Annotated in this window: 17 protein-coding genes; 7 read left to right on the top strand and 10 right to left on the bottom strand. The window is 63.6% G+C overall.

What is annotated here, in order from left to right; genetic code table 11:
* Positions 1-199: 199 nt before the first annotated feature.
* The 6 genes from AC0L3E_RS21325 (at position 200) to AC0L3E_RS21300 (ending at position 6,028) form a co-directional block, all read left to right on the top strand.
* Positions 200-1,408, top strand: a complete 1,209-nt coding sequence (locus AC0L3E_RS21325; protein ID WP_027040146.1) for an ABC transporter substrate-binding protein — start codon at positions 200-202, stop codon at positions 1,406-1,408.
* A 12-nt stretch (positions 1,409-1,420) separates the two neighbouring features.
* Positions 1,421-2,200 carry an ABC transporter ATP-binding protein gene (locus AC0L3E_RS21320; RefSeq protein WP_127267607.1) on the top strand — a complete coding sequence of 260 codons (780 nt, stop codon included), beginning with the start codon at positions 1,421-1,423 and terminating at the stop codon, positions 2,198-2,200.
* Positions 2,193-2,903 carry an ABC transporter ATP-binding protein gene (locus AC0L3E_RS21315; RefSeq protein WP_127321082.1) on the top strand — a complete coding sequence of 237 codons (711 nt, stop codon included), beginning with the start codon at positions 2,193-2,195 and terminating at the stop codon, positions 2,901-2,903. The genes AC0L3E_RS21320 and AC0L3E_RS21315 overlap by 8 nt, the downstream gene beginning before the upstream one ends.
* A gap of 7 nt (positions 2,904-2,910) precedes the next feature.
* Positions 2,911-3,798 (top strand): branched-chain amino acid ABC transporter permease, encoded by an 888-nt coding sequence (locus tag AC0L3E_RS21310; RefSeq protein ID WP_127321083.1) that lies wholly within the window; start codon positions 2,911-2,913, stop codon positions 3,796-3,798.
* A 22-nt stretch (positions 3,799-3,820) separates the two neighbouring features.
* Complete coding sequence (locus tag AC0L3E_RS21305; protein WP_127267612.1) at positions 3,821-4,792, top strand: branched-chain amino acid ABC transporter permease; 972 nt, start codon at positions 3,821-3,823, stop codon at positions 4,790-4,792.
* A gap of 177 nt (positions 4,793-4,969) precedes the next feature.
* The gene (locus AC0L3E_RS21300) at positions 4,970-6,028 is read left to right on the top strand and encodes an aminopeptidase (protein ID WP_128306915.1); all 1,059 of its coding nucleotides are present in this window, start codon (positions 4,970-4,972) and stop codon (positions 6,026-6,028) included.
* An 85-nt stretch (positions 6,029-6,113) separates the two neighbouring features.
* Here AC0L3E_RS21300 and AC0L3E_RS21295 read toward each other — a convergent pair whose 3' ends face one another.
* The 9 genes from AC0L3E_RS21295 to AC0L3E_RS21255 all read right to left on the bottom strand — a co-directional run bounded on the left by AC0L3E_RS21295 (position 6,114) and on the right by AC0L3E_RS21255 (position 15,084).
* Positions 6,114-6,347 carry a hypothetical protein gene (locus AC0L3E_RS21295; RefSeq protein WP_128306888.1) on the bottom strand — a complete coding sequence of 78 codons (234 nt, stop codon included), beginning with the start codon at positions 6,345-6,347 and terminating at the stop codon, positions 6,114-6,116.
* 104 nt (positions 6,348-6,451) lie between these two features.
* The gene (gloA2, locus tag AC0L3E_RS21290; protein WP_127322566.1) at positions 6,452-6,835 is read right to left on the bottom strand and encodes an SMU1112c/YaeR family gloxylase I-like metalloprotein; all 384 of its coding nucleotides are present in this window, start codon (positions 6,833-6,835) and stop codon (positions 6,452-6,454) included.
* A gap of 95 nt (positions 6,836-6,930) precedes the next feature.
* Complete coding sequence (locus tag AC0L3E_RS21285) at positions 6,931-7,911, bottom strand: 2-dehydropantoate 2-reductase (protein ID WP_127272486.1); 981 nt, start codon at positions 7,909-7,911, stop codon at positions 6,931-6,933.
* Between the two features lie 2 nt (positions 7,912-7,913).
* The gene (locus AC0L3E_RS21280) at positions 7,914-9,440 is read right to left on the bottom strand and encodes an acyl--CoA ligase (RefSeq protein ID WP_473605559.1); all 1,527 of its coding nucleotides are present in this window, start codon (positions 9,438-9,440) and stop codon (positions 7,914-7,916) included.
* Between the two features lie 90 nt (positions 9,441-9,530).
* Positions 9,531-11,117 (bottom strand): gamma-glutamyltransferase, encoded by a 1,587-nt coding sequence (ggt, locus tag AC0L3E_RS21275; protein ID WP_473605558.1) that lies wholly within the window; start codon positions 11,115-11,117, stop codon positions 9,531-9,533.
* A 47-nt stretch (positions 11,118-11,164) separates the two neighbouring features.
* Positions 11,165-11,965: an ABC transporter permease gene (locus AC0L3E_RS21270; protein ID WP_127321958.1), complete on the bottom strand. Its 801-nt coding sequence runs from the start codon at positions 11,963-11,965 to the stop codon at positions 11,165-11,167.
* Entirely contained in the window at positions 11,962-12,888 is a 927-nt protein-coding gene (locus tag AC0L3E_RS21265) for an ABC transporter permease (RefSeq protein ID WP_127380931.1), read from the bottom strand. The genes AC0L3E_RS21270 and AC0L3E_RS21265 overlap by 4 nt, the downstream gene beginning before the upstream one ends.
* Positions 12,888-13,970 (bottom strand): ABC transporter ATP-binding protein, encoded by a 1,083-nt coding sequence (locus tag AC0L3E_RS21260; RefSeq protein WP_128306885.1) that lies wholly within the window; start codon positions 13,968-13,970, stop codon positions 12,888-12,890. Before AC0L3E_RS21260 ends, AC0L3E_RS21265 begins: the two co-directional genes overlap by 1 nt.
* Positions 13,971-14,049: 79 nt before the next feature.
* Positions 14,050-15,084, bottom strand: a complete 1,035-nt coding sequence (locus AC0L3E_RS21255; RefSeq protein ID WP_473605557.1) for an ABC transporter substrate-binding protein — start codon at positions 15,082-15,084, stop codon at positions 14,050-14,052.
* 238 nt (positions 15,085-15,322) lie between these two features.
* On the opposite strand from AC0L3E_RS21255, the gene AC0L3E_RS21250 reads away from it, so the two are divergent.
* On the top strand, positions 15,323-16,024 hold the full coding sequence (locus tag AC0L3E_RS21250; RefSeq protein WP_127268040.1) for a GntR family transcriptional regulator: 702 nt from the start codon (positions 15,323-15,325) through the stop codon (positions 16,022-16,024).
* Positions 16,025-16,095: 71 nt separating this feature from the next.
* Here the strand turns inward: AC0L3E_RS21250 and AC0L3E_RS21245 are convergent, their stop codons facing one another.
* Entirely contained in the window at positions 16,096-16,632 is a 537-nt protein-coding gene (locus AC0L3E_RS21245; protein WP_473605556.1) for a cytochrome c, read from the bottom strand.
* Between the last annotated feature and the right edge of the window lie 14 nt (positions 16,633-16,646).

The raw sequence follows: 16,646 nt of genomic DNA, 5'->3' as shown, positions 1-16,646 counted from the left end.
ACTGCCGCCGGCGGTTCACGTGTTTGTGTCTCTATCTCGCGCTCAAGGCTCGCGTTCCGCCGCCAAACCGTATCGCTTCGAGCACGAAATCCCTAACGGCCTCTTGCCCTCTGTCCCTATCTTCCTCATGTTCAATACCATTGCGATGATCGATCGTAGGAGGGTCGGTCGGATTCATCGCTATGGGAGGAAGTCAACCATGAAGGTAAGCCTTTTCGTTTCCGCGGCACTTCTCGCCGCATCCGCGATCCCCGCCTCGGCCGCCGAAATTTCCGACGGCAAGGTCAAAATCGGCATTCTCAACGACCAATCGGGCGTCTACGCCGATTTCGGCGGCAAGTGGTCGGTCGAGGCGGCCAAGATGGCGGTCGAGGATTTCGGCGGCAAGGTGCAGGGAGCGCCGATAGAAATCATCAGCGCCGATCACCAGAATAAGCCCGATATCGCCTCCAACATCGCGCGGCAGTGGTACGACACCGAACAGGTCGATGCCATCATGGAACTGACGACCTCTTCGGTGGCGCTCGCCGTCCAGGGGATTTCCAAGGAAAAGAAGAAGATCGACATCGTCACCGGCGCGGCGACCACGGAGCTGACCGGCAAACAATGCTCGCCCTATGGCTTCCACTGGGCCTATGACACTCATTCGCAAGCGGTTGGGACAGGCGGCTCTCTCGTGCAGCAGGGCGGCGACAGCTGGTTCTTCGTCACCGTCGACTATGCATTCGGCTATTCGCTGAAGGATCAGACCACCAAGTTCGTCGAGAGCCATGGCGGCAAGGTGCTGGGCGAGGTGCGTTATCCCCTGGGATCGACCGATTATTCGTCCTTCCTGTTGCAGGCGCAATCGTCGGGCGCCAAGGTCATCGGCCTGGCCAATGCCGGCCTCGATACCTCCAACTCGATCAAGCAGGCGGCCGAATTCGGCATCGTGCAGGGCGGTCAGCGTCTTGCCGCACTCCTGTTCACGCTGGCCGAGGTGCATGGGCTTGGCCTTCAAGCGGCGCAGGGCGTTGTGCTGACCGAAGGCTATTATTGGGATCGCGACGACAAGAGCCGCGAATTCGGGCAGCGCTTTTTCAAGCGCACCAACCGCATGCCGAACATGATCCAGGCCTCGACCTATTCAGCGGTGACGCAGTACCTGAAAGCGATCGACAAGGCCGGCACGGACGAGACCGAAGCCGTCGCCAAGCAACTGCATTCGATGCCTGTGGACGACGCCGCGATAACCAACGGCAAAGTGCAGGCGGACGGCAACATGGTCCACGACATGTACCTCTATCAGGTCAAGTCGCCAGCCGAGAGCACCAAGGAGTGGGACTACTACAAATATCTCGCCACCATTCCTGGCAACGAGGCCTTCCTGAGCGAAAAGGAAAGCGGCTGTCCGACGGCCGGCCAGTGATCGGCGCGGCCGATGGCGCCGACTGACCTGAGCGCGAACGAGCCGCCTGTGGTGCTTTCCGCCCGCGGGTTGCGGCGTGACTTTGCTGGCTTCATCGCCGTGAAAAACGTCGATCTGGATGTTCGCCATGGCAACATCCATGCCCTGATCGGACCCAACGGCGCCGGCAAGACGACCGTCTTCAACCTGCTCACCAAGTTCCTGGCGCCGACCAGCGGCAGGATCGAGCTGCTTGGCCATGACATCACCCGCACGTCGCCGGCCAGGGTCGCGCGGATGGGCCTGGTGCGCTCGTTCCAGATATCGGCGATTTTTCCGCACCTCAGCGTGCTCGACAATGTCCGCGTCGCCCTGCAGCGGCCGGGCGGGCTCAGCGTTCAGTTCTGGCGCTCGCTGGCGGCGCTCGACCGGCTGACGCCGCGTGCCGAGGAATTGCTGCGCTCGGTCGGTCTCGACGATGCCAGGAACAGGCTCGCCGGCGACCTTTCCTATGGCAGGAAACGCGTGCTCGAGATCGCCACGACCCTGGCGCTCGATCCGAAAGTGCTGCTGCTGGACGAGCCGATGGCCGGCATGGGGCACGAGGACGTGGCCACGGTTTCCGACCTTATCCGTTCGGTGGCCAAGGATCGCGCCGTGCTGATGGTCGAGCACAATCTGACTGTCGTGGCCGACCTTTGCGACTGGATAACGGTCATGCAGCGCGGCGAGGTGCTGGCCGCCGGCGACTACGCCACGGTCAGCCGCGACGAGCGCGTGAAGATCGCCTATATGGGCACCGCCGATGACTAGTACCGCACCTCTGCTTGCCGTCAGCGGCCTCAACGCCTGGTATGGCGAGGGCCATGCGCTGCACGGCGTCGATCTGGAAGTGTTTTCCGGCGAGACGGTCACACTGCTCGGCCGCAATGGCGTCGGCAAGACGACGACGCTGCGCGCCATCATGGGGCTGATCCGCAAGCGAACCGGCGGGATCGCCTTCGACGGCCAGGATTTGATGCGGCTGCCGCTGCACCGCACCGCGCATCAGGGCATCGGCTTCGTGCCGGAGGAGCGCGGTATTTTCGCCACGCTGACCGTCGACGAGAACCTGGTTCTGCCGCCGGTCGTGGCCGAGGGCGGCATGAGCGTCGAGGAGATATTCGATCTGTTCCCCAATCTGAAGGAGCGGCGCAACAGTCCCGGCACCAGGCTGTCGGGCGGCGAACAGCAGATGCTGGCGATCGCGCGCATGTTGAGAACGGGTGTGAAAATGCTGCTTCTCGACGAGCCGACGGAGGGGCTCGCTCCCGTCATCGTGCAGCGCATCGGCGCGTTGCTGGCGACGTTGAAAAAGCGCGGCATGACGATCCTGCTGGTCGAGCAGAACTTCCGCTTCGCCAGCCGTGTCGCCGATCGTTTCTATCTGATGGAGCACGGCAAGGTGGTGGCAGGGTTCCCGGTCGGCGAGTTGCCGGACCGCATGACGCAGCTCCACGAAGTCCTGGGTGTATGATGGCGCCATGACGATGATCTTCGGCATCCCCGTTCAGGCCTTCCTCGGCCAGTTGCTGGTCGGCCTGATCAACGGCTCGTTCTACGCCATGCTGAGCCTGGGCCTGGCTGTCATATTCGGCTTGCTGCGCGTCATCAATTTCGCCCATGGCGCCCAATATATGCTCGGCGCCTTCGTCGGCTATCTGCTGCTCACCTATCTCGGCATCGGCTACTGGCCCGCCTTGATCCTTGCGCCGCTGATCGTCGGTGTCTTCGGCATCGTGGTCGAGCGCCTGGCGCTGTCGCGGCTGTACGATCTCGATCCGCTCTACGGCCTGCTCTTCACCTTCGGCCTCGCGCTCGTGCTCGAAGGCATCTTCCGCTACTATTACGGCGTCTCGGGAAACCCGTACGCGGTGCCGCCGCTGCTTTCGGGAGGCACCAATCTCGGCTTCATGTTCCTGCCCAACTATCGCGGCTGGGTCGTCGTCGCCTCGCTGATCGTCTGCTTCGGAACCTGGGTGCTGATCGAGAAGACCAGGCTCGGTTCCTACCTGCGCGCCGCGACGGAGAATCCCCGCCTCGTCCAGGCTTTCGGCGTCAACGTGCCGTTGCTGCTGACCCTGACCTACGGCCTCGGCTCCGCGCTGGCTGGGCTTGCCGGAATTCTGGCAGCGCCGATCTATCAGGTGAGCCCGCTTATGGGGTCGGATCTCATCATCGTCGTCTTCGCCGTCGTCGTGGTCGGCGGCATGGGATCGATCCTTGGCGCCATCGTCACCGGCTACATGCTCGGCCTTGCCGAAGGCCTGACCAAGGTCTTCTATCCTGAGGCCTCCAACCTCGTGGTCTTCGTCATCATGGCCATCGTGCTTCTGGTCCGGCCGGCCGGCCTGTTCGGAAGGGACGCCTGACATGTCGGAAGAGACATCTGACATGTCGGAACTGACGCTTCGCGAGACATCGGCCAAAACCTCGGCGCGGCTTGAATGGACGCTGGTCGGGCTCGGCATCCTGGCGCTGCTGGTGGCGCCTTTCCTGGTCTATCCGATCTTCCTGATGAAGATGCTGTGCTTTGCGCTGTTTGCCTGTGCGTTCAATCTCCTGCTTGGCTACACCGGGCTGCTGTCGTTCGGCCACGCCACCTTTTTCGGCGGCGCCGCCTACTTCACGGCGCATGCCGTCAAGGTCTGGGGCTGGCCGCCGGAAGCCGGCATTCTGCTCGGCATGGCGGGTGCGGCCCTGCTTGGCTTCGTCATGGGCTTCTTCGCCATTCGCCGGCAAGGCATCTATTTCGCCATGATCACGCTGGCGCTGTCGCAGATGTTCTTCTTCTTCTGCGTGCAGGCGCCGTTCACGCAAGGCGAGGATGGCATCCAAGGTGTGCCGCGCGGCATGCTGCTAGGCGTCCTCGACCTGAACGTCTCGCTGAACATGTATTATTTCGTGCTGGCGGTGTTCCTCGTCGGCGTCTTCGCCATCTGGCGCATCGTCAATTCGCCGTTCGGCATGATCCTGCGCTCGATCCGCGAGAACGAGAACCGCGCCATTTCGCTGGGCTATTCCGTCGCCAACTACAAGCTCGGCGCCTTCGTCATGTCGGCGGCGCTGGCCGGGTTGGCCGGATCGCTCAAGGCGATCGTTTTCCAGTTCGCCACGCTCACCGACGTCACCTGGCAGATGTCGGGCGAGGTGATCCTGATGACGCTTCTGGGCGGCATCGGCACCATGGTCGGGCCGATCATCGGCGCCAGCCTTGTCATCGGCCTGGAAAACACGCTTGCCACTTCCGGCTTTCCGGTGACCATCGCCACTGGCCTGATCTTCATGGTGTGCGTGCTCGTCTTCCGGCGCGGCATCGTCGGCGAATTTTACGCGCGGATTTTCAAGCGGGCGGGAAAGGACTGATCAGCTGCAGGTTGATGGGACGCGGCTTGCGCGTGATGACGCATGCGTCTCCCCAATGAGCACCTGTCCGGATACTTCAGAAAGCTATAGACCTCGATCAAATCGATGCGACTGCTTGCGACCTGGGGCAATTGCGACTCCATCGGAACGGGTGAGCACTGCTTTGGGCAAATCGTGATGCGCGCATTCTTTCGATTGCTTGTCGTTGTAATCGTGGCGTCCGGCGTGACCGGTTGCACCAGTATTTCCTACTACGCGCAATCCGTGCAGGGCCATCTGCGGATCATGACGGCGCGCCAGGATGTCGGAAAACTGATCGAGGATCCGTCGACGCCGAAGGCATTGCGCGCGCGAATGGCATCGGCGAGCGCTATACGACAGTTCGCAACGGATGAACTGGCGCTGCCCGACAACAACAGCTACCGCAGCTATGTCGACATTGGTCGGGATTCGGTGACATGGGCTGTCTTCGCCGCGCCGGCATTTTCGCTGACGCCGCGAACATGGTGTTTTCCTGTTTTCGGCTGTGTTCCCTACCGGGGGTATTTCTCCAGGAAGTCCGCGACTGAAACCGCTGTCGAACTTCAAGGACAGGGCATGGACGTCTATGTGACGGGCATCACGGCATATTCCACGCTTGGCTGGTCGAGCGACCCGCTGCTCAGCACGATGTTCGGCCAGGATGAAACCAATCTCGCAGCGCTGGTGTTCCATGAACTGGCCCACCAGCGCGTCTACGTGCACGACGATTCCGCATTCAACGAGGCGTTCGCTGTCGCCGTTGAAACGACCGGCGTGAAAAAGTGGCTGCGCGCGACTGGCGACACCGCCGCATTGCGCCGTTACGAAGCTGCCCGGAGGCGCAAGGCTGAATTTCTTGCGCTGGTGTCGCGGACCCGCGACGAGCTGACGCAAGTCTATTCCAACGCCGGCACCTCGGAGCAAAAACTGGCCGCGAAGACGGCCGCGATTGAACGGCTGCGGATGCGCTACCGACACATGCGCGACAGGCGCTGGGGCCGATACCGGGGATACGATGCCTGGTTCGCTTCCCCGATCAACAATGCAAAGCTCGCCGCGACGTCCGTCTATAGCGATCGGGTGACCGCGTTTCTGCGCCTGTTCGACTTGTGTTCGGGCGACTATGTCAGGTTCTATGCGTCAGTCCGACGGATTGGCGCACTGGACCAAGCTCACCGCGTCGATGCACTTGCGGCGGCAGATCGCTGTTATTGAGCCGGTCAAAAGGGATGGCCCGAAGCGTCGGGGAACTTGCGTCCGAATCCAACCAAATCGCGCGATTGAGATCGCCCGCGCGGTTCTACTGGTCCGAGAACTTCACGCTCACGCCGCGCTGCCGAAAATAAGCCTGCATCAACTTGCGGCCCGAGCGGTTGTTCTGCGCCAGCTTGGCCGGATCGAACACCGCCTGTTTGATCCCCTCTCGCATCAGCGCCGCCTTAAGCGCCGCGATATGTGTGTCGATGTCGGCATTGTCCGCCCGGAGCGAGGCATAGATGCTCTCGGTCGCCTCGGCCACGGTCAGTTCGCTCATTGGTGTCGTCCTTTGGTTGGTTGGGCGGCGCTTAGCACAGATTCGCGGTCCGCCGATACCGAGACCGTCAGTACACAGCGCCCGTCGCGAAAGCGAACCGTTCCTTATGGGGCTTCGTAGAGTTCCAGCGGCAATCCATCCGGGTCCCTGAAAAAGGTAAACCGTTGGTCCGTATATGGGTCGATCCGGATAGGCTCGACGGCAACGCCTGCGGCTTCCAGGCGGATAATTACGGGCTCAAGATTAGCCACAGCGAATGCCAGATGTCTCAGGCCTGTAGCCTCTGGGTGGGATGGCCGCATCGCTGGTGCAGGGAAGGAGAACAATTCCAGTTGGGCCGATCCGATCCGCAGATCCGCTTTCCATGACTGCCGCTCCTCCCGATAAACCTCCCGGATCAGATCGAGGCCGAGGAGTTCGACGTAGAACCGTCGCGACCGGTCGTAGTCGGTGCAGATGAGCGCGACGTGGTGAATGGCGTTCAGCATGCTGCTAACTCTGGTCAAGCTGGGAGATGAGGCCAAGGCGCTTCAAGGCCTGGATCGTCGCGCGCCACGGCTCTGATTTGCCCTGTCCTTCCACCTCACCGATAACACCCGCGTTCCACCGCCAGCCGCCGCACCAGCGCCAGCACGGCATCGATGGTCGGGGTCGGCTTGTCCGTGAGCCGGCCAAGTTCCTGCACCGCGCTCACCAGCGCGTCGATCTCCATCGGCCTGCCGCGCTCCAGGTCCTGCAGCATCGAGGTCTTGTGTTCGCCGACATCGCCGGCGCCCTTGATGCGCCTGTCGACCGCTATGGGAAAACGCACGCCGAGGCTTTCGCCGATCGCCTGCGCCTCCAGCATCATGGTGCGGGCGAGCGCGCGGGTGCCATCGTCGGCGACAATCGCGGCCAGCGTGCTGCCGGTCAGCGCCGAGATCGGGTTGAAGGAGAGATTGCCCCACAGTTTTACCCAGATTTCGCTGCGGATGTCCTCGCGCACCGGCGCTTGCAAGCCGGCCTTGACCATTTCCTCGGCCAGAAGCGTAACCCGTTCGCTGCGCTCGCCGGAGGGTTCGCCGAGCGAGAAACGTTTGCCCTCGACATGGCGGATGAGGCCCGGCGCATCGACCTCGACGGCGGGATAGACGACCGAGCCGATAACGCGGTCCGGTCCGATCCGCTGCCAGATGGCGCCGCCGGGGTCGACCGCGTTCAGCCTGGTGCCTTCGAGCGGCCCGCCGACGCCGTGGAAATACCACCAGGGCACGCCGTTCTGCATGGTGACGACTGATGTGTGGTCCCCAAGCAGCGGCGCGATCTGGTCAAGGGCTGGGGAGAGAGAATGGGCCTTCAGCGCCAGCACGACGTAATCCTGGGCGCCAAGCTCGTCGGCTTTGGCGGCGGCCCGGACGGGGACCGAAATCTCCTGGCCATCCTCGATCAGGCGCAGGCCGTCCGCCTTGATGGCTTCCAGATGGGCGCCGCGCGCGACGATCGAAAGATCGGTCCGCCCAGTGATGGCGAGCTTGGCCGCGAGATAGCCGCCGATCGCGCCGGCGCCGAAGATGGTGATCTTCATCGTCAAAGCCCGAGTTTGGCGGCGAGGCCGATGCGCTGCAATTTGCCGGTCGCACCCTTGGGGATCTCGTCCAGGATCAGGATCTTGCGCGGCACCTTGAAATCGGCAAGCCGTGTCGCGGCATAGGTGCGAATGTCGCCCTCGGTGGCACTGATGCCTTCGCGCAGCACAACCGCCGCGGCCACCTCCTCGCCAAGCTTGTCATGCGGCATGGCGAAGGTGACGACCTGCGCCACCGCCGGATGGTCCATCAGCACGTCGTCGACCTCGAGCGGCGAGATCTTTTCGCCACCGCGGTTGATGATCTCCTTGAGCCGACCGGTGACCCTGAGATAGCCGTCCTCGTCGAGCACGCCCTGGTCGCCAGTGTGGAACCAGCCATGCGCGAAAGCCGTGGCATTGGCATCCGGGTTCTTCTCGTAACCCGTCGTGACATTGGGTCCGCGAATGACGATCTCGCCTGTCTCGCCGGCTGCGAGCAGCCGCCCGTCAGGCGCCATGACAGCCACGGCCGGACCGGCGGAGGCACCGACGCTGCCCGGCTTGCGCTGGCCCGGCGGCAGCCGGTTCGAGGCCATCTGGTGCGCGGCCTCGGTCATCCCGTAGGATTCGATCACCGGGCAGCCGAAGGTCGCCTCCAGCTCGGCCATCACCTGCGCCGGCAGCGACGCCGAGGATGAGCGGATGAAGCGCAGGCGCGCCGCCGCCAGCGCCTCGGTGTTGCGTGCCGCGCGGGGCAGGATCGCCTGATGCATGGTCGGCACCGCCGTGTACCAGCTCGGCTGCGCCTCGCTCAGCCACTGGAAGAAGCGCAGCGCGTTGAAACCCGGCGTGCAGTAGATGCTGCCACCGGCAGCCAGCGACGACAGCACGGCCGCGATCAGGCCGTGGATGTGGAACAGCGGCATGATGTTGAGGCAACGGTCATCTGCCGTCAGGCCAAGCGTGCCGCCGATATGGGCAGCCGAGGCCGCGATGTTTGCATGGCTGAGCGGCACCAGTTTTGGACGCGATGTCGTTCCGGAGGTATGCAGCAGCAGCGCAATGTCGCTGTCTTGCGCCATGTCGGGCGCGGCCTGCGGTCCGATCGCTGCGCCCTCGATCGTGAAGCTGCCGGCGGGTGTGCCGGGCTGCACGATAAGCCGCAGCACGCCGATGCCGAGGCGTTCGGCCACCGTCACAGCCGGTCCGGTCTCGCCCTCCCCGACAAGGATCGCCTTGGCGCCGATGTCGGTCAGGTAGAAATCCAGCTCGTCGGCCCGGTAGGCGGGGTTGAGCGGAGCCGTCGAGGCGACGGCCGCCACGGCGACGAAGGCGGTGGCCATCTCGGGCCCGTTCGGCAGCACGATCGCCACCCTGTCGCCGCGGCCGATGCCGCGCGCATGCAGCTGTTTTGCCGTATCGGCGATCAGGCTGCGCAATTCGCCATGGCTAAGCGTCGCCCTGTCGGGTGCCAGGATGGCGGGCGCATCGTCGGCGCCGGCGGCGAGACGGCGGGAGAGATCTGCGTGGGTTTCGGTTTGGGTCATGATCACCGGCTGGATTTCGAACGACTATTGGCGGGAGCCCTTCTGACGGGCTTGCCTCGATATGGATACGCCATTGGACAACGGATCGCCTCAGTAGCCAAGCGCCAAACCATCCTTGCGCGGATCGGAAGCGCCGGTCAGCGTCCCCTTCTCCCAGTCGATCAGCACCACCTGCCCGCCGCCAAGCGGATGATGCGGTTCGGCTATGCGGTGGCCGCGTCGGCGCAGGCCCTCGATCGCCTCGGTGGGAACGCCACGCTCGGCCTCGACTGTGTCGTCATTGTAAAACACCCTCGGCGCATCCAGCGCCTGCTGCGGGTCCATGCCGAAGTCGATCATGTTGGTCAGCAGATGGACATGGCCGAACGGCTGATAGCCGCCGCCCATGACCCCGAACGGCATCACCACGCGGCCGTTCTTCGTCGCCATGCCCGGCATGATCGTGTGCATCGGCCGCTTGCCCGGTGCGATGGCGTTCGGGTGCGCAGGCTCAAGGCGAAAGCTCGAACCGCGGTTCTGCAGCACGACACCGGTCTTAGGGCCGACCACGCCGCTGCCGAACGAGTAATAGGTCGAGTTGATGAAGGAGACCGCGTTGCGATCGCGGTCGACGATGGAGATGTAGACCGTGTCGCTGCCGGGCAGGTCCACGCGCGGCAGATGCGTCATGGCGCGGTCGCGGTCGATCTCGGCGCGCAGCCGGTCGGCATAGGCGCCGGACAGCAGCTCTCTGACCGGCACCGGGACATGGTCCTGATCACCGACATAACGGTCGCGGTCGCGATAGGCCAGGCGCCCGGCCTCGATCTCCAGATGCAGGCGCTCGGCGCCATTGGGATCCAGCCCGCCAAGCTCGAAGCCCGACAGCAAATTGAGCATCAAAAGCGCCGTCAGCCCCTGATTGTTCGGCGGCATCTGGTGGATGTCATGGCCGCCATAGGAGGTGCTGACCGGCGCCACATAGTCGCCTCTGGTCGCAGCGAAATCCTCGGCCGTATGAAGTCCGCCCAATGCATTGAGCCGACTCACCATATCGTCGGCGACAGCGCCTTCGTAGAAACCGGACCGGCCATGTTTGGCGATGATGCGCAAGGTCTCCGCCAGTTCCGGCTGCCGGTGGACGTCGCCAGCCCTCGGCGCCTTGCCGCCGGGCAGGAAGATGCGCGTGGCGTGCTCGTCGGCCGACAGATCGGTTTCCGGTTCGGCCCAGTCGAAGGCGACGCGGTCGTGCACGACATAGCCGTTCTCGGCATAGTGGATGGCCGGCGCCAGCACCTCGGCAAGGCCCTTGCGGCCATGGTCTTCGAGCAGGCGGCTCCAGGCATCGACGGCACCCGGCACGGTGACCGCATGCGGACCTTGCAGCGGGATGCGGTCGAAGCCTTTTTCGCGGTACCAGTCGACTGTCGCCCTGGCAGGCGCCCGGCCGGACCCGTTGAAGGCCAGCATATTGCCTTGCCCTCCGGGAGAATAGAGCACGAAGCAGTCGCCGCCGATGCCGGTCGATTGCGGCTCGACCACGCCCTGCACGGCGGCGGCGCAGACGGCGGCATCCATGGCATTGCCGCCGGACCGCAGCATGTCGATGGCGGCAAGGGTTGCAAGCGGATGCGAGGTCGCGGCAATCGCCTCGGTGGCACGAACCGGCGAGCGGCCGGGAAGCTGGAAATCACGCATTCTGTCTGGATATCCCATGGTCACTTCTGCGAATTGGTCTGGTGAAATCAATGGCGCCTGCCGAAGATCTGCGCAACCGACAACAGCACGACCGACAGCACGATCAGGCAGGTCGAGATGGCGGCGATCGTCGGGTCGATCTGGTCGCGCAGCGCATTGAACATGCGGCGCGTCAATGTCGTGGTCTCGCCGCCCGATATGAACAGCGAAACCACCACCTCGTCGAAGGAGGTGATGAAGGCAAACAGCGCGCCCGAGACGATCGAGAAGCGGATCTGCGGCATCGTCACCTGCCAGAAGGCGGCGACGCGGCCGGCGCCAAGGCTGCGCGCCACCCGCTCCTGGTTCATGTCGTAGGAGCGCAGTCCCGACAGCACCGTCAGCACCACCAGCGGCAGCGCCTGCACCGTGTGCGCGATGACCAGGCCGGTCAGCGTGTTGTTGAGCCCGATGCGCGCATAGAGGAAGAAGGTGCCGATGCCGATCAGGATCACCGGCACGATCAGCGACGCCGTCAGCAGCGCGTTGATGGTGCCGTTGAAGCGCAGCGTGCCCCGGTTGATGGCATAGGCGGCCGCGGTGCCGAGCGGCGTCGCCACCAGCACTGTCATGATAGCCACCTTGACCGAGACGATCGTGGCATCGCGCCATTCCAGCGACCCGAAATAGGTCTGGTACCAACGCAGCGACCATTGCTGCGGCGGGAATTGCAGCAGCGTCGAATCCGAAAACGACATGATGACGATGATGATCGACGGCGCGATCAGGAACAGAAGCACGAGGCCGCCGAGGCAATAGAGCCACAGCCGTTGCCGGTGCGAGATAGGCAGGCCGACATCCTCGCTCATCGCGAACTCCACACACCTGTGGCGCGCGCGCCGAGCAGCCACTGGAACAGGCCGAGAAGCGCCAGCGTGACCACCAGCAGCACCACGCCGAGTGCTGCACCCGCGCCCCAGTTGGAATAGAGGCTGGTGGTCTGTTCCATGCGCATCGCCCACATGATGACCTTGCCGCCGCCCATCAGCGCAGGCGTGACGAAGAAGCCCAGGCACAGCACGAAGACGATGACCACGCCCGAGGCGAGGCCGGGCAGCGACAGCGGAAAGAAGATCTGCCGGAAGGTGGCGGCCGGGCCGGCGCCGAGGTTCATGCCGGCGCGCAGGCAGTCGGTGTCGATTGTCTTCATCGAGGCGTAAAGCGGCAGCACCAGGAACGGCAGCAGGATATGCGTCATGCCGATGACGACGCCCGAAAAATTGTTGGCGAGCGATAGCGGCTGGCTGATCACACCGAGGTCGATCAGCCAGCTGTTGATCAGGCCCTTGCGCTGCAGGATCACCAGCCAGGCATAGGTGCGCACCAGGACCGATGTCCAGAACGGCAGGATGACGAAGATCAGGCAGATCGACGCCGCGCGGCGCGGTAGTTGCGACAGCATGTAGGCCAGGGGATAGCCGAGCAGCACGCAGGCGCCGGTGACGATGAAGGCGACCTTGAAGGTGGTGACAAAGGTCTTGATGTAGGAGGCCTGCTCGAAGAATCGCGCATAATTGGCGGCGCTGAAGCCGCCCGCTTCGTCGAACAGCGACAGCCAGAACAGCCAGCCGATGGGCACGATGATGATGGCGAAGACCAGCAACAGGCTCGGCGACAGCAGCGCCAGCAGCCGCAACGACTCGCGCCGCGCGTCCGTGCGCAGCGCCTGCGTGTTCAAATCCGGGCCCGCGCGGCCGGCATTCTCCTGCATGACGGCGGTCTGCGCGCTCATCAGTCTGCCGCTACCAGGATTGTGTCCTGCGCATCGAGACCGAACGAGACTGGCTGGCCGGGCGCCGGCATTTTCGCCAGCACATCGCTGCGGCAATAGTCGCGCAAAGTCAGCTGCCGGCCGTCGCGCAGCACGGCATAGCAGACGAAGCTGTCGCCCTGATAGATGATGTCACTGAGCGTCGCGTTGAGCACGTTGACGCCGCTTGTCGGTTCGGCGGTTGCCAAGAGCCGCAGCTTTTCCGGCCGCACCACCATCAGGTACTGGCCTGCCGCCGGCGTCGCCGCCGCCGTATTGATTCTTCGGTCCTCGTACCAGACGGAGCCGTTGCGGCACTCGACCGGAATGAAATTCGATTCGCCGATGAAGCCTGCTACAAATTGCGTTTGCGGCCTGGCGTAGAGGCTTTCGGGCTTGTCGAGCTGTTCGATGCGTCCGCCGTTCATGACAGCAATGCGGTCCGACATGGTGATGGCTTCGCGCTGGTCGTGCGTGACATAGACGGTGGTCATGCCGAGCCGCCGATGCAGGGCGCGCAGCTCGATCTGCATGTGCTCGCGCAGGCCCTTGTCGAGCGCCGACAAGGGTTCGTCCATAAGCACGATGCGCGGCTCGAAGACGATGGCGCGCGCCAGCGCCACGCGCTGGCGTTGGCCGCCGGAGAGTTGGTCGACCCGGCGCTCGCCCAGTCCCTGCAATTTCACCAGATCGAGTGCCTTCTCGACACGCTCGGCCGTCTCGGCGGCGGCGACGCCGCGTTGCTTCAGCGGAAAGGCGATGTTGTGAAAGACGTTCATATGCGGAAACAGCGCGTAGTTCTGGAACACCATGCCGATGTTGCGCTTGTGCGGCGGCGTGGTGATGATCTCGTCGCCGCCGACCCTGATCGAGCCGGCATTGGCCCGCACGAAACCGGCCAGAATCATCAGCAGCGTCGTCTTGCCGGAACCGGAAGGCCCCAGCAGCGTCAGGAATTCACCAGCCTCGACATCGAGGTTGAGGTCGCGCAGCACAGGCACGCTGCCAAATCGTTTCTCGATCCCGCGCATGCCGATCGGCAACGCGGATGGCGCAATGGACACGATTTTTCTCTCCGAGGGGCTGAGGCGGCGAAAGCAGGGCGAGGCGTCGCCCTGCCGTGGTTTGGATTGCGGCCGCAGCCTATTGCTGGATCAGATTGTTGAACTTTTCCGTCGCCTCGACCAGGTTGTCGCGCCAGAATTCTGCATCCTGCAACACCTGCTTCTTGACGTTTTCGGGCGCCGAATTGATGTCCTTGATCCTGTCCTGCGGGATCTTGCCGGTCTCGAAAGCCTTCTCGTTGACCGGGCCATTGTCGACATAGAGCGGCAGATTGGCCTGCAATTGCGGGCTGACGAACATCGCCAGCGCCTTCATGGCCGCCTCCTTGTTCTTGGCGCCCTTCGGGATGACCATGCAGTCGGCAGTCAGCACGCCCTGGTCGAAGGAAAAGCTGATCGGCGCGCCTTCCTTTTTCAAGGTGCCGGCGCGGCCGTTCCAGATGCTCGCCATGTCGACTTCGCCGTCCTTAACCAGCTGCATGGCCTGGGCGCCGGAGGTCCACCAAGCGTCGACATTGCCGCGGATCTTGTCGACGGACTTCAACGCGCCGTCGATATCGACCGGATAGACCTTGTCGATCGGAATGCCCTCGGCCAGTGCGGCAACGCTCAGCGTTTCCGTCGCCTGGCTGCCGCTCAGCGCGCGCCGTCCCGGAAACTTTTCCACGTTCCAGAAATCGGCCCAGGTCTTCGGGCCTTTGTCGCCGAATACGTCGGTCCGGTAGATCAGCACGACCGAGGTGTAGGAAATGCCGACCCAGTCGTCGTGGACAAGCTTCGGGTTGATGCCGCTCTTGTCGATGATGCCGTAGTCGAGCTTTTCGAACAGCCCTTCCTTCGAGCCGCGCGCACATTCGTCGGCGCCAAGTTCGGTGATGTCCCACTTCACCGCATTGCCGGTCACCTGCAGCCGGACGTCGTCGAGGCCGTTGGTGGTGTCTTCCTTGATGGTGATGCCGAGCGCGTCGGCGGTCGGCTTGAAAAACGCCTTGGTCTGCGCCTCCTGGTAGGTGCCGCCCCATGAGGCGACGGTGATGGTGTCGCCCGCCATGGCGGGGGCTGCGAACGAAGCCATGAGGCCCGCCATCGCAACGATGCTAACGTTTCTGTTCATTTTTCGGCTCTCCAACCGGTGTTCCCATTGTTTTTGATTTGGCATGCTATTTTGTATACAATTTTGAGTGTAGACTAGCGATCGATGTTGTCAACACCGCCGGCGCGCTCGAAATGTACGCTTCGTGCCGGACCAGGTTGGTGAGGGACGGCTTCGCCGGAGGCGTGGCAAATTGCGCCGACTGCGGCTACAGCTATGCGTGTTCCGGCTGAAAGGCCGGAGAAGTGGGAAGGGAAGCTTGGCCAAGGAAACCAAAAATACGCTGCGCGACTCGGTCTACTCCGCGCTGAAGGCGATGATCGTGACCGGCCAGATCCCGCCGGGCTCCCGCGTCACCGAAAACGACATCGCGGCGAAGCTGACGGTCAGCCGAACCCCGGTGCGCGAGGCTTTCAATCGCCTCGAGCGTGACGGGCTGGTCACCGGCCGGCCGCGCCAGGGCTATGTCGTCACCGAGTTCGACATCAACATGTTCCGCGAGGCCTTCGAGATCCGCGAACTGCTCGACGGTCATGCGACGGAACTTGCGGCAACGGCCGCGACGGAACAGGACAAGGCGCGGCTGCGCGCCATGTTGGCCGAATGCGAACGGCTGGCAGCCATTCCGGAACGCACGAACCGGGAAAAATTCCAGGAACTGGAAGTCGGCATCGACCTGCACCGCGTCATCGCCGAAATCAGCGGCAACGTCATGCTGCACAACATGCTGTGCGGCATCCTCGACAAGTGCCAGCACTACGTCTGGACCGAACTCCTGTGGCTGGACGAATGGAAGATCGCCCGCGACGAGCACGCCGAGATCGTCGATGCCATCTGCGCCGGCGACGCTGCCCGAGCCGGCACGCTGGCACGCGCCCATGTGCGCGGCTCGCGCGACAATGTGCTGCGCCTGCTGCAGGCCAAGTCGGATTATCGGAATTTTCTGGCGAAGGCGTCTTGATACAGGTGGCCTTCCTGGCATTCCGCATCGCTGCACAAGAGGGCAACAAATGGCGGTGTGATCGCCGGTTCTCACTTCACCTTTTGCCGAAACTTGGAATGGCAGCTTGAGCAATCCTGGAGGATAAGGTGCAGAAGATGCTCCGCCGGCAATCCGGCCGGATCCGCCTCCGTTGTCTTCAGCCGCTTGCCGAGCAGACTGCCCCCGTCCATTGACGTCATCGCGCCCATGCGCATGTCCCCGGTGATCCGGGCAGGCGCGGTTTCGGCCTTGGCTGCCAATGCATCGGCGAGTTCGCCAATGTGACTGGCGAGCGCCTCGAACTCCGACCGCGCCTGATCGATTTCCGCTTTGGCGCCCGACGGCGCGCCCAGCGTGCCCGCCGGGAATTCAGCCATCAGGGCGGGTCCGGTACGGGCGCTGAGCGCCTCCGCCGCCGCCTTGAAGCTGGCGGCGTCGTAGGCGCGCTTGCCGCCGAACATCTCGGCGATGGTTTTCGCTGCCGCCGCCATAGCCTTCATCGAGGCCTGGCGTGCGGCCACGATCTCATCACTGGAGGCGACCGCCTGCGGCGAGGAGAGGCTCAGCGAACCGGCCAGCGCCAGCACCACCGCTCCGAACG

Source organism: Mesorhizobium sp. WSM4822, assembly GCF_055811155.1.
This window is presented reverse-complemented; position numbering and strand designations above follow the sequence as displayed.

Excerpts from the sequence above, each read along its gene's own strand:
- AC0L3E_RS21295 (WP_128306888.1), bottom strand. The coding sequence starts at position 6,347 with ATGAGCGAACTGACCGTGGCCGAGGCGACCGAGAGCATCTATGCCTCG.
- AC0L3E_RS21300 (WP_128306915.1), top strand. The coding sequence starts at position 4,970 with ATGCGCGCATTCTTTCGATTGCTTGTCGTTGTAATCGTGGCGTCCGGC.
- AC0L3E_RS21255 (WP_473605557.1), bottom strand. The coding sequence starts at position 15,084 with ATGAACAGAAACGTTAGCATCGTTGCGATGGCGGGCCTCATGGCTTCG.
- AC0L3E_RS21285 (WP_127272486.1), bottom strand. The coding sequence starts at position 7,911 with ATGAAGATCACCATCTTCGGCGCCGGCGCGATCGGCGGCTATCTCGCG.
- AC0L3E_RS21315 (WP_127321082.1), top strand. The coding sequence starts at position 2,193 with ATGACTAGTACCGCACCTCTGCTTGCCGTCAGCGGCCTCAACGCCTGG.
- AC0L3E_RS21280 (WP_473605559.1), bottom strand. The coding sequence starts at position 9,440 with ATGACCCAAACCGAAACCCACGCAGATCTCTCCCGCCGTCTCGCCGCC.
- gloA2 (WP_127322566.1), bottom strand. The coding sequence starts at position 6,835 with ATGCTGAACGCCATTCACCACGTCGCGCTCATCTGCACCGACTACGAC.
- AC0L3E_RS21310 (WP_127321083.1), top strand. The coding sequence starts at position 2,911 with ATGACGATGATCTTCGGCATCCCCGTTCAGGCCTTCCTCGGCCAGTTG.
- ggt (WP_473605558.1), bottom strand. The coding sequence starts at position 11,117 with ATGCGTGATTTCCAGCTTCCCGGCCGCTCGCCGGTTCGTGCCACCGAG.
- AC0L3E_RS21305 (WP_127267612.1), top strand. The coding sequence starts at position 3,821 with ATGTCGGAACTGACGCTTCGCGAGACATCGGCCAAAACCTCGGCGCGG.
- AC0L3E_RS21320 (WP_127267607.1), top strand. The coding sequence starts at position 1,421 with ATGGCGCCGACTGACCTGAGCGCGAACGAGCCGCCTGTGGTGCTTTCC.
- AC0L3E_RS21325 (WP_027040146.1), top strand. The coding sequence starts at position 200 with ATGAAGGTAAGCCTTTTCGTTTCCGCGGCACTTCTCGCCGCATCCGCG.
- AC0L3E_RS21270 (WP_127321958.1), bottom strand. The coding sequence starts at position 11,965 with ATGAGCGAGGATGTCGGCCTGCCTATCTCGCACCGGCAACGGCTGTGG.
- AC0L3E_RS21265 (WP_127380931.1), bottom strand. The coding sequence starts at position 12,888 with ATGAGCGCGCAGACCGCCGTCATGCAGGAGAATGCCGGCCGCGCGGGC.